Source organism: Agrobacterium sp. 10MFCol1.1 (assembly GCF_000381165.1).
GTDB lineage: Bacteria > Pseudomonadota > Alphaproteobacteria > Rhizobiales > Rhizobiaceae > Agrobacterium > Agrobacterium tumefaciens.
Genome location: NZ_KB906072.1, coordinates 681,622 through 693,745 on the forward strand (window position 1 = coordinate 681,622; position 12,124 = coordinate 693,745).

At 58.4% G+C, this 12,124-nt stretch carries 11 protein-coding genes and 1 pseudogene; 2 read left to right on the forward strand and 10 right to left on the reverse strand.

Features of this window, described 5'->3' with window-relative positions; genetic code table 11:
- Positions 1-44: 44 nt before the first annotated feature.
- From F617_RS26875 to rsmI, 10 genes and pseudogenes are all read right to left on the reverse strand, one after another.
- A pseudogene (locus F617_RS26875) lies at positions 45-1,578 on the reverse strand (YifB family Mg chelatase-like AAA ATPase).
- A 185-nt stretch (positions 1,579-1,763) separates the two neighbouring features.
- The gene (gshB, locus tag F617_RS0103550) at positions 1,764-2,723 is read right to left on the reverse strand and encodes a glutathione synthase (RefSeq protein ID WP_019564445.1); all 960 of its coding nucleotides are present in this window, start codon (positions 2,721-2,723) and stop codon (positions 1,764-1,766) included.
- 244 nt (positions 2,724-2,967) lie between these two features.
- On the reverse strand, positions 2,968-3,480 hold the full coding sequence (locus F617_RS0103555) for a cupin domain-containing protein (protein WP_013635353.1): 513 nt from the start codon (positions 3,478-3,480) through the stop codon (positions 2,968-2,970).
- A gap of 110 nt (positions 3,481-3,590) precedes the next feature.
- On the reverse strand, positions 3,591-4,691 hold the full coding sequence (locus F617_RS0103560; RefSeq protein WP_019564447.1) for a sn-glycerol-3-phosphate import ATP-binding protein UgpC: 1,101 nt from the start codon (positions 4,689-4,691) through the stop codon (positions 3,591-3,593).
- A gap of 11 nt (positions 4,692-4,702) precedes the next feature.
- Entirely contained in the window at positions 4,703-5,545 is an 843-nt protein-coding gene (gene ugpE, locus F617_RS0103565) for a sn-glycerol-3-phosphate ABC transporter permease UgpE (protein WP_003514715.1), read from the reverse strand.
- 11 nt (positions 5,546-5,556) lie between these two features.
- Positions 5,557-6,531 (reverse strand): ABC transporter permease subunit, encoded by a 975-nt coding sequence (locus tag F617_RS0103570; protein ID WP_013635351.1) that lies wholly within the window; start codon positions 6,529-6,531, stop codon positions 5,557-5,559.
- Between the two features lie 84 nt (positions 6,532-6,615).
- Positions 6,616-7,914, reverse strand: a complete 1,299-nt coding sequence (locus F617_RS0103575; RefSeq protein WP_003514712.1) for an extracellular solute-binding protein — start codon at positions 7,912-7,914, stop codon at positions 6,616-6,618.
- A gap of 133 nt (positions 7,915-8,047) precedes the next feature.
- On the reverse strand, positions 8,048-8,608 hold the full coding sequence (locus F617_RS0103580; protein ID WP_026330655.1) for a sugar O-acetyltransferase: 561 nt from the start codon (positions 8,606-8,608) through the stop codon (positions 8,048-8,050).
- An 11-nt stretch (positions 8,609-8,619) separates the two neighbouring features.
- Positions 8,620-8,988 (reverse strand): YraN family protein, encoded by a 369-nt coding sequence (locus tag F617_RS0103585; protein ID WP_019564450.1) that lies wholly within the window; start codon positions 8,986-8,988, stop codon positions 8,620-8,622.
- Entirely contained in the window at positions 8,978-9,919 is a 942-nt protein-coding gene (gene rsmI, locus F617_RS0103590) for a 16S rRNA (cytidine(1402)-2'-O)-methyltransferase (protein ID WP_003514706.1), read from the reverse strand. The genes F617_RS0103585 and rsmI overlap by 11 nt, the downstream gene beginning before the upstream one ends.
- Positions 9,920-10,185: 266 nt before the next feature.
- Here rsmI and dnaN point away from each other — a divergent pair, with 266 nt between their 5' ends.
- On the forward strand, positions 10,186-11,304 hold the full coding sequence (gene dnaN, locus F617_RS0103595; protein WP_003514704.1) for a DNA polymerase III subunit beta: 1,119 nt from the start codon (positions 10,186-10,188) through the stop codon (positions 11,302-11,304).
- A 197-nt stretch (positions 11,305-11,501) separates the two neighbouring features.
- The gene (gene pmtA / locus F617_RS0103600) at positions 11,502-12,095 is read left to right on the forward strand and encodes a phospholipid N-methyltransferase PmtA (protein WP_003514702.1); all 594 of its coding nucleotides are present in this window, start codon (positions 11,502-11,504) and stop codon (positions 12,093-12,095) included.
- Positions 12,096-12,124 lie beyond the last annotated feature (29 nt).

The following is a 12,124-nucleotide window of genomic DNA, read 5'->3' on the forward strand; positions in this document are numbered from 1 at the left end:
AGCGGCACTATTGTTTTAGCCGCTAAAGGGCGAAGGAACGCCTCTTATGCCGCCGCCGTCAGTCTTTCACCGGCAATGCGGTATGAAATGGCTTCCGCCACATGGATACGTCCGACAGTTTGTTTGCCGTCCAAATCAGCCAATGTGCGGGCGACCTTGAGAATGCGATGATAACCGCGTGCGGAGAACTTCAACCGTTCGGCAGCATCGCGCAGCAATTGCAGCCCGGAAGCATCGGGCTCCGCATATTTTTCGATCAGCGTTGTCGTGCAGCGAGCGTTGGTGCGAATGCCTGAAGAGCCCGCCGCCGCATAACGCTCCTGCTGCGCAAGGCGGGCGCGAGCGACACGGGCGGCCACCACCGTACTCGGTTCGGCAGTCATGGGACGGATGAGGTCAGTGGCGGAGACGGCAGGAACGTCGATGCGGATATCGATGCGATTCCATCAGCGGGCCGGAAATGCGGGCCTGATAATCTGTCATGCAACGTGGCCCTCTGGCGCAAGTGAAACCCGGCTCCCCCGCTCTGCCGCACCGGCAGGGGTTCATCGCAGCGACAAGCTGGATGTCCGCCGGATAGGTGACGCGGTGATTGGCACGGGCAACGATGCATTCGCCCGTTTCCAGCGGCTGGCGCAGCGCATCCAGCACCTGAGGCGCAAATTCCGGGAACTCATCGAGGAAAAGAACGCCGTGGTGGGCAAGTGAAGCCTCACCCGGCTTGGCACGCAGCCCTCCGCCGATAAGCGCGGCCATGGTGGCGGAATGGTGTGGCGTGCGAAACGGTCTGCGGTCCGACAGCTTGCCGCCGGACAATTGGCCGGCGATGGAATGGACCATGGACACTTCCAGCAATTCCGCAGCCTCGAGCGGTGGCAGAATTGAGGGCAAGCGCGTGGCGAGCATGGATTTACCGGAGCCGGGCGGACCAACCATCAGCAGATTATGGCCACCCGCAGCTGCCACCTCCAACGCGCGCCGGGCCGTCTCCTGCCCCTTGATATCGGCCAGATCCGGCAAATTGACCGGATTGGCGCGGATGGCGGGCATCGGGCGGGAGAGAAGCTGGGTGCCGCGAAAATGGTTGGCAAGCGCAATAAGGCTGCGTGGGGCGAGAATATCGATGCCAGCCCCGGCCCAGGCTGCTTCGGGCCCGCTATCAGCCGGGCAAATCAAACCCTTCCCGAGCGCATTGGCACCGATGGCCGCGGGCAGAGCGCCCGAAACCGTGCCGATGGTGCCATCGAGATTGAGTTCGCCGAGAACCACATATTGCCCGAGCGCTTCCGCCGGGATCGCTCCCAACGCGGCCATGAGACCCAAAGCGATCGGAAGATCGAAATGCGATCCTTCCTTGGGCAAATCCGCAGGCGCAAGATTGACCGTGACTTTTTTTGCCGGCAGCGCCAGACCGGAGGCATGGAGCGCGGCCTGCACCCGCTCCCGGCTTTCCGCCACCGCCTTGTCCGGCAGGCCGACGATCTGGATGCCGACTTTTCCGGGTGCGACCATCACCTGCACCTCGACCGGCACACCCTCTATTCCCTGAAATGCAACCGTATTGACCCGCGCCACCATGGCCTGCCCCCGCAAACCGGCCACAACATCAAAGCATTATGCCCCGATGGCGGCCACTCTCAAGTAACCTGCCACAGAGCAAAGAATAAAACAAGAACATTAAGCGAACAATTTCGCGCGAACGGTGTATTTCAGTTGTATAGAGTTGTGCACGCGGAACAAACGCAGGTGGCGAGGAAATTGCCTCAGAAATCCTGTGCTTCGCGCTTTTTCTCGATCGCATCCCACAACAGGCTTGCCACATCGGCACCGCCGAATTTCTGCACTTCACGAATGCCTGTCGGTGAGGTGACGTTGATTTCCGTGAGGTAATCGCCGATCACATCGATGCCAACGAACAGGAAACCGCGCTCGCGCAGGGCGGGGCCGATACGGCGGCAGATTTCCTTCTCACGCGCGGTGAGTTCCGTTGGCTCCGGGCGGCCGCCGGCATGCATGTTGGAGCGGGCATCATTTTCCGCCGGCACGCGGTTGATCGCGCCCACGGGCTCGCCATCCACCAGAAGGATACGCTTGTCGCCCTTGCGAACATCCGGCAAGTATTCCTGGGCGATATAGGGTTCGCGGAACATCTGGCCGAACATTTCCAGCAGCGATGAGAAATTGCGGTCGTCCCGCGCGGAATGGAAGACGCCTGCACCACCATTGCCATAAAGCGGCTTGAGGATGATATCGCCCATTTCATTGCGGAAGCGGGCGATTTCAGAGACATCCTTGGTGATCAGCGTCTTCGGCATCAGATCGGCGAATTCGGTGACGAAAATCTTTTCCGGCGAGTTGCGGACCCAGGCTGGATCGTTGACAACAAGCGTTTTGGGATGAATGCGCTCGAGCAAATGGGTCGAGGTGATGTAGGCCATGTCGAATGGCGGATCCTGGCGCAGATGAATGACATCCATGGTCGAGAGATCGACCCGCTCCGGCTCCGAGAGCGAAAAGTGGTCGCCCTTGATATCGCGCAGTTCCATCTGTTCGACGGTCGCGTAGATATTGCCATCGCGCATGGAGAGGCGTTCGGGGGTATAGTGAAACAGCCGGTATCCACGTGCCTGCGCCTCAAGGCTCATGGCGAAGGTGGAGTCGCCGGCGATATTGATGCCGGAGACATGATCCATCTGGATCGCGACGTTCTTGATCTTCGCCATGCGCATCTTCCTCTTGCAGCATGCGGACGCTTCGCGGTTCCGCCGTGCCCATTGCCTCGTCTGTTCGCGATTCCCCGCAGGACCGGAAGAGACCCGGAAATGCTTCAGAAAACCCTGAAGATGTAGGGCAGCGACCATTCAAACGCAACTGCTGCGAGGGGTGCTTTTTGTGAGTTTTATTGAACCTTCACAATTCCGCAGGTGGCGCTGCGCAGAGCCCCACCTGCCGGAGTGTTTTACCAGTTCAGGCCGCCAGCTTGTAGGAACGACCGGCAAACAGCTTGTTCTTGACCCGGTAGGCCAGAGCCAGCGCCGTGGGGAAAGGACGGCGCATGAAGGCAACCTTGCGGACATACTCATCCACCCGCCAGGTAGCCCATGTTCCCGCGCGGAAATAAGCGACGTCACCCACCCGCAGGATACTGACTGTGCCGTCTTCCGCCGTCACATGCACCTCACCCTCGAGGATATAGACCGTCTCGTCCCAACCGAAGAACCAGCGGAACTCGCCCGCCGTACAATCCCACATGGCTGTGCTGGAGGCGCGGTCTCCGCTTCTGGAATGATCCGCCGCACGCGCCTGAGGATCACCGGAAATGATCCAGTCGGGGTTGATGGGGGCCGGCTGCAGCCGCAAATCGGTGCAGGACGCGCTAACCACGCTCTCGTCTTTTGCCCGGCGCAAAGAGGCGGGCAATATCGGCACCGTGCGGATGGCCATGGTCGCAGCCGCCGCGAACATCATCTTTAAAGGCATATTAGAAAACCCCCGTGAAATATTGGAGATCTTCTATCATCGGGATCGTAACGAAGCGGTTTTGACAATCGGCGCAATTTTAGTCATCGCGCCGATTTCTTATCGTCCACTCAGGCCGTTGCCAGCTGCACGGGCTGCGCCACAGCCTGTTCCGCCTTGCCGGCTATGCGCTTGCCGGTCTCGCTGGAGAAGAAGTGCAGCTTGTCCGGAGATATGGCGACCGACAAGGTAGCCGGAATCTCGACCTCCGGCGAAAACGCCACAGTCAGGTTCTGGTCGCCGATCATGCCGTGGATAAGACGCTGCGAGCCGAGTTCCTCGATATACTCGACGTGTAGCGAAAAACCGGGCTCACCTGCCGCCGCCAGGCGGAAATCTTCCGCCCGCATGCCCACAGTAACCGGGCCGGAGGTGGGGGCGAAACCGTTGAGCGCGATCAGCGACGGCCCGACCGCAAGGCTATCCCCATGCAACTCGCCGTTCAGCAGGTTCATGGCGGGAGAACCGATGAAGCTTGCGACAAAGGTGGAAGCGGGGGTGTGATAGACCTCAAGCGGTGCGCCGATCTGTTCGATGCGGCCGCCGTTCAGCACCACCAGACGATCTGCCAGCGTCATGGCTTCCAGCTGATCGTGCGTGACGTAGATCGAAGTGGTGCCGAGGCGCTTTTGCAGGCGCTTGATCTCGCCGCGCATGGAAACGCGCAGTTTGGCATCAAGGTTGGACAGGGGCTCATCAAACAGGAAGGCCGCCGGTTTGCGCACGATGGCGCGGCCCATGGCGACTCGCTGACGCTGGCCGCCGGAAAGGGCGCGCGGCTTGCGCTCCAGATAGGGTTCGAGCTGGAGCATGCGGGCGGCCTCGGCCACGCGCGCATCGATCTCCGCCTTCGGCGTCTTGCGGTTCTTCAACCCGTATTCCAGGTTCTGGCGCACCGACATATGCGGATAGAGCGCATAGTTCTGGAACACCATGGCGATATCCCGGTCAGCCGGATCTACCTGGTTGACCACCCGGTCACCGATCTTCACCGTGCCTTCGGAAATATCCTCAAGTCCGGCCACCATACGCAGGAGCGTGGACTTGCCGCAGCCGGAGGGACCGACGAGAACAATGAACTCGCCGTCCCTGATGTCGATATCGACGTGATGCACGGCACGCACGCCGCCGTGATAATCCTTGCAGACCTGACTGATTTCTATCGCGGCCATTTTCGGTTTCCTTATTTGTCGCTTTCCGTCAGGCCCTTGATGAACCAGCGCTGGAAGATCACGACGATCATCACAGGCGGCAGCATGGCCAGAACGGCAAGCGCGAAAGCTTCGTTGTAATCGGGGATTTGCGAACCGACCCAGACTTGCAGGATCGACTTGATGCCGCGCATCAGGGTGAAGAAACTCTCGTCCGTGGTCATCAGCATGGGCCAGAGGTACTGGTTCCAGCCGTAAACGAACATGATGATGAAGATCGCCGCCATCATGGTACGGGAAAGCGGGATGATCACATCAATGAAGAACTTGACCGGGCCCGCACCGTCGATGCGAGCAGCTTCCAGCAATTCTTCAGGAATGGATTTGAAGAACTGCCGAAAATAGAAGGTGCCCGTCGCGGACGCCAGAAGCGGCACGATCAGACCGGTATAGGAGTTCAAGAGGCCGAGTTTGCTCATCACCTCATAGGACGGCATGATGCGTACTTCGAGCGGCAGCAGCAGCGTGGTGAAGATGATCCAGAAGGCAAGCGTTGCAAACCGGAACCGGAAATAGACGATCGCATAGGCTGCCATCATCGACAGGACGATCTTGCCGACGGCAAAACCGATGCCGAGGATCAGCGAGTTGAGCACCATGTTGAGACCGGTGATCTGCCCGGTGAAGCCGCCCTTCTGCGTCAGGACCTTTTCATAGGTCCCGACGAAATTGTCGCCCGGAACGAGTGTCAGGCCGCTGCGGTGGATTTCCGCCGCCGTATGAGTGGACGTCATGAATGCCACGACGACAGGCAATATCAGGAACAGTGCGCCAATGATCAGCACCAGATGGTCGAGGGGTTTTGTCTTGTACATTGTCTTTTCCCTCAATTGTAATGGATGCGTTTTTCGATGAAGCGGAACTGGATGATGGTCAGAACGAAGACGACCAGCATCAGGATGACGGACTGGGCAGAGGAACCGCCGATGTCATTGCCGCGGAAACCGTCGAGAAAGACCTTGTAGACCAGCGTAATCGGATTGTTGGCGGCCTTGTCCTTCACCATCACGTCGATAATGCCGAACGTATCGAACAGCGAATAGGTGATGTTGATGATCAGCAGGAAGAAGGCAGTCGGTGCCAGAAGCGGCATGATGACCGTCCAGAACCGGCGCACGCTCGATCGGCAATCGATGGCGGCAGCCTCGCGCACGGCGACGGATACGCCCTGCAATCCGGACAGGAAGAAGATGAAATTATAAGGGATCTGCTTCCAGACCGCGACGGCAATCATGGCGAAGGCTGTATCGAAGTAGTTGAGGCCAACCTTCATATCCCAGCCCAAAAACGCGGCCATCTTGACGAAAGGCCCGATATGCTGGTCGAAAAACATCATGCCGATGAGACCCGCAACCGGCGGCGCGATGGCGTAAACGGAGATCAGCAACGTCTTGTAGGCGGAACTGCCGCGAATGACCGCATCGGCCTTGACCGCAAGCAAAAGACCGAGCGCCAGCGAAAAGAAAGTGACCAGCACGGTGAAGACAACCGTGAATTTGGCGATGTTTAGATATTCCGGATTGAAGATGGCATCGGAATAATTGGCGAAGCCCACGAACGTTGCACCGAACCCGAAAGGGTCTTCGATAAAGAACGACGATTGCACGGCCTGGACGGAGGGCCAGTAGAAGAAGATGAAAATCACCGCCAGTTGCGGCGCCAGAAACAGATAGGGCACGTAGGACGAGGAGAACTGCACGCGCTTCATGCTGGCTTCTGCGGCCTTCGCCGTTTTTCCGGTTTTTGCAGACCGGCCGGATAGAAACCGGGCCAGACGCGGTTGAGACGATGTATAGGCCACGCTTGCGCCTCCTTAATCCAAGAGCGAGCCTCCTTTCCGACGGAAAGGAGGCTCGACAACTATCGTTGGTTTCAAAAAGGGAGATCAGCCAGCCGTTTTAGCGAAACGGGCGAGAAGATCGTTGCCTTCCTTTTCGATGATGTCGAAGGCGTCCTTCGGCGTTACTTCGCCGGAGAAGATGCGGTTGTATTCGCGTTCCATGATGGAGCGGATCTGCGGGTAGAAACCGAGGCGGTAGCCCTTGGACCATTCGCCTGAAGGCAGCGACAGCTGCTGGATACCGACTTCGGCGGCAGGCTTTTCCTTGTAGAAGCCTTCAGCCTTGGCCTTTTCGTAAGCAGCCGTGGTGATAGCGACGTAACCGGTTGCCTTGTGGTAGAAGACCTGGATTTCCGGCGAAGTCAGGAACTGGAAGAAGTCAGCGACGCACTTGTTTTCGGCTTCAGACTTGCCCGACATTGCAAAGAGGGCAGCGCCGCCGATGAAGGAGTTGGTGCCAGCGCCCTTGATGGAGCCCCAGTAGGGAAGGAAGGTTGCCGAGAACGGCATGGACGCCGTCTTCTGCAGGCCACCGAACGAACCCGAGGAACCGATCCAGAGGGCAACCTTGCCTTCTTCGAAGGGCTTCTGGTTGTCGTTCCAGCCGGCGCCGTAGTAGGCGAACAGACCCTTGTCTTTCCAGTCCTTCAGCTTGTCGAACATCATGACGAGGTTCGGATCGGTGACCTTGAGCTTGGTGTCAGTGACGCTGTCGTAACCATTGTTGTTGGTTGCGAACTGGATGTTGTTGCGGGAGAAGAAGTTCTCCGTGAACTGCCAGGTGAGCTGCGACTGGACGAGCGGGATGTAACCGGCTTCCTTCAGCTTCGGTGCGACCTTTTCAAAATCTTCCCAGGTCTTCGGAGCTTCGACGCCGGCCTTCTTCAGGGCTTCGTCGTTGACATACATGATCGGCGCGGAAGTGTTGAAAGGCATGCCGACGAACTTGCCGTCAGCGGCAGCGTAGAAATAGCGGACGCCGTTGATGAAGGCTTCGCGGTCGAACTTGTAACCGGCCTTGTTGATGAGGTCTTCCGCAGGAATGACAGCGCCCTTGGCGTTGATGATGGTGGCAGCGCCAGCATCGAAAACCTGAAGAATGTTCGGCTGTTCGCCCGAACGGAAAGCAGCGATGCCGCTTGCAAGCGCTTCTTCGTATGAGCCCTTGGAAACTGGCGTCAGAGCGCATTCTTTCTGGGCTTCGTTGAACTTCTGCGAAACTTCGTTGATGACTTCGCCGTTACGGCCGCCCATGCCGTGCCACCAGGTGATGTTGGTCGCAGCCATGGAAGACGTTGCCGAAATGCTGACCGCCACTGCGGCCATGGAAATCTTCTTCAACATTACTAAATCCTCTCCACCATTTATTGGGATGAGGATGCGAATAGAGACGTTCCGTGACGCCTCTTTAACGGTTTTATGTCAGATTTATTACAGTCCCTGCGATAGGAACTCCATTCTTCCAGAAACGGATGTCTCAAGCGTCCTTGCGCTTTATCGGGCGAGCCGGATTTCCGACCACCGTCGTCCCGGCAAAGACATCCCGCGTCACCACCGAACCGGCCCCGACGATCGCGCCATCGCCAATGGTGATGCCGGCCAGAAGGATCGCGCCGCCGCCGATCCAGACATCGCGACCGATCGTGACCGGCTTTGCGATTTCAATGCCTTGCGAACGCGGAGCCGGGTCCAGGTGATGTTCGGCGCAATAGATCTGCACGGCCGGCCCCAACATCGCGCCATCGCCAATCCGCACGGGCGCAGAATCTAGAATGACGCAGCCGGTATTGAGATAGACGTTCGCACCCAACGTAATGTTGAAGCCGTAAGCGCAATGAAACGGTGCTTCGATAAAGGCTCCTTCCGCAACGGAGGCAAAGAGCGCCCGCAGCAAAGGCGACATGGCCCCGCGCTCATCCGGCGGCGCGGTGTTGTGCTGGTGAACGGCACGGCGGGCGCGGGCGCGCAGCACGTCCAGTTCGGCATCCATGCAACAGTACCATTCGCCCGCAGCCATTTTTTCCCGCTCAGTGGACATTGCCTCCCCCCTCAAAAAGCGTCGATGAAATGCTGCGGCAGGCGTCGTGGCAGGACTGCGACGATATCGAAACGCAACGAAAACCGCTCGGCATCCTTCCGGCGGGAGAGCCAAATATCGGCAGCCGCCCGAATGCGCTGTTGCGAACGGAAGCCGACCGCATCGACAGCCCCTGCACCGGAAGGCCGCGCCTTGACCTCGACGATGGCGACGACATCCTTTTTGCGGGCAATGAGATCGATTTCCCCCAGCCGGGTTCGATAACGAATGGCGAGAATGCGGTATCCCCGAAACAGCAGATAGAGTGCTGCCCAGTATTCCGCAGCGTGGCCGCGTCGCTCGGCCTTTCGTCTCTTGTTCGTTTGCCCGTCAGCGGCCATCCGCATCCTTCATATCCAGCAGCCGTTGATAAAGCTCCTTGCGCGGCAGGCCCGTCAGCTTTGCCGCCTCGGCTGCGGCCCTTGCGGCAGGCATGGTTGTGACAAGATCCTTCAGAAGTCTCTCGACATCCTCGATGTCGGGAATTTCGTCATAAGAGGGCGGCTCTATCAGGAGCACGATCTCGCCCTTCACCACACGGTCCTCGTCGTAATATTCCGCAAGCTCGCCCAGCGTGCCACGCCGGAACTCCTCGAAAGTCTTGGTCAGCTCACGGCACACCACAGCACGGCGATCGCGGCCAAGGACTTCCGATGCCACCTTTACGGAAGTTCCAATGCGGCGTGGCGATTCAAAAAACATGAGGGTGGCCGGAATTTTCGCAAGTTCGGCAAAACGGTCGCGCTTGCCGCGATCCTTTACCGGCAGAAAGCCCGCGAACAGAAAGGCGTCACTCGGCATGCCAGAACCGACAAGGGCAGCAAGCGGCGCAGATGCTCCCGGCACCGGCACGACGCGATGACCGGCCTCCAGCGCGAGCTGACCAAGGCGATAACCGGGATCGGAGACGAGTGGCGTTCCGGCATCCGACACAAGCGCCACGGATTTTCCGGCCTCCAAAGCGGCGATGAGTTTTGGTCCCGCTTCCTGCGCATTATGCTCGTGATAGGAGAGCGGACGTGTGCGGATACCGTAACGCTCAAGCAAAATGCGGGTGACGCGGGTATCCTCGCAGGCAAGGACGTCGGCCGAAGCCAGCGTTTCCAGCGCCCGGATGGTGATGTCTCCGAGATTGCCGATGGGGGTGGCCACGAGATAGAGCGCCGGCTCCAACGGCCGCGCCGGAATAGTGGCCGTGCCGATCCTGAAGCTCTTGGTCGCCTGTCCGGCGTCGCTGTTCGATATTTCTTCCGTCACACGGCTTCCAATCATTCTGGCCGATCATTCCCGGCCGTCGCTCCAGTTTTACCCCTTTATGGGCAATAGAAAACCGGCGAACAAGGTCCACGGGCGGTCACAGGCTGTGGATCATGCTGTATAGCAGCAAAATGACCGGCGGCAGATGCACTCGGCTCTTGCATTTTCTGCAATAACTCTGCCATTTTGCCCGTCCACATTATCCGGCGTTCCGGCCGGTCAAGACTCTTCTTACCGATCCGGCGGTGGCCGGGTCGCAACGGTTGAAAGCGGTAGCGTCCATGCGTATTACTCTTGAGCGGTCGAACCTTCTTAAATCGCTGAACCACGTCCACAGGGTCGTCGAGCGTCGTAACACGATCCCGATCCTGTCCAACGTTCTGCTGCGCGCATCCGGCGCCAATCTGGATATGAAGGCGACCGACCTCGACCTCGAAATCACCGAAGCGACGCCGGCCATGGTGGAGCAGGCGGGCGCGACCACCGTGCCGGCGCATCTGCTTTATGAAATCGTGCGCAAGCTGCCGGATGGTTCCGAAGTGCTTCTGGCCACCAATCCGGATGGCTCCACAATGACGGTTGCTTCCGGCCGTTCGAAGTTCTCGCTGCAATGCCTTCCAGAAACCGATTTCCCGGATCTGACCGCCGGTACCTTCAGCCACACCTTCAAACTGAAGGCGACCGACCTGAAGATGCTGATCGACCGGACGCAATTTGCGATTTCGACCGAAGAGACACGCTATTATCTGAACGGCATCTTCTTCCACACCATCGAAAGCAACGGCGACCTCAAGCTGCGCGCAGTCGCGACGGACGGTCACCGCCTTGCGCGCGCCGATGTGGATGCGCCTTCCGGCTCCGAAGGCATGCCGGGCATCATCATTCCGCGCAAGACCGTCGGCGAATTGCAGAAGCTGATGGACAATCCCGAACTTGATGTCACTGTTGAGGTATCGGACGCGAAAATCCGCCTGACAATCGGCTCGGTCGTTTTGACCTCGAAGCTGATCGACGGCACCTTCCCGGATTACCAGCGCGTCATCCCCACCGGCAACGACAAGGAAATGCGCGTCGATTGCCAGACCTTCGCCCGTGCGGTCGATCGCGTGTCGACCATCTCTTCCGAGCGTGGCCGCGCCGTGAAGCTGGCGTTGACCAACGGCCAGCTGACGCTGACCGTCAACAATCCGGATTCCGGCAGTGCGACGGAAGAAGTGGCTGTCGGTTACGACAATGATTCGATGGAAATCGGCTTCAATGCCAAATATCTCCTCGACATCACCTCGCAGCTTTCCGGTGAAGACGCGATTTTCCTTCTGGCGGATGCGGGCTCGCCAACGCTCGTTCGCGACACCGCCGGCGACGATGCGCTTTATGTTCTGATGCCGATGCGCGTTTAAAGTGGACTTTTTGTCTTCAAATCAATCAAAAAACGCCGGTGGATCGCTCCACCGGCGTTTTTTGATTCGGCGCAGACAGATTTCTAACGCTAAACGAATTTTTCCAATTACGACATTTTGCCTTGTTTTAGCGCCAAATGAGATCAACAGTGCGTAACATTTTTTTGACAATGACCAAAATACATCCGAGGGGAATTATGGCACTCAACCTGAAGCAACGCTTTGAAAGAAAATTTGAGGAAGAAATCCGCTTTTTCAAAGGCATGGTCAGCCAGCCGAAAAAGGTCGGAGCCATCGTCCCGACATCCTCCATCACGGCAAGAAAAATGGCGAGTGTCATCGACCCGCATTCCGACCTGCCAGTTCTCGAACTCGGCCCCGGTACCGGTGTCATCACCAAGGCCATTCTGGCACGCGGCATCAAGCCGGAGCGCCTGACGGCCATCGAATATTCGACCGATTTCTACAATCAGCTTCTCAGAAGCTATCCGGGCGTCAACTTCATCAATGGCGATGCCTTCGATCTGAATGCGACACTTGGCGAGCACCAGGGCCAGATGTTCGACAGCGTCATTTCCGCCGTACCGATGCTGAATTTTCCGATGGCCGCCCGCATCAAGCTTCTCGACGAATTGCTGAAACGCGTGCCGCACGGCCGCCCCGTCATTCAGATATCCTACGGTCCGATTTCCCCGATCGTTGCGCAGCCGCATCTCTACCACATCCGCCATTTCGATTTCATCGTGCGCAACATTCCTCCGGCGCAATTGTGGACCTATACCCGGGCCTGATCACACGGCAGAGTGGGCAAAGGCCGTCA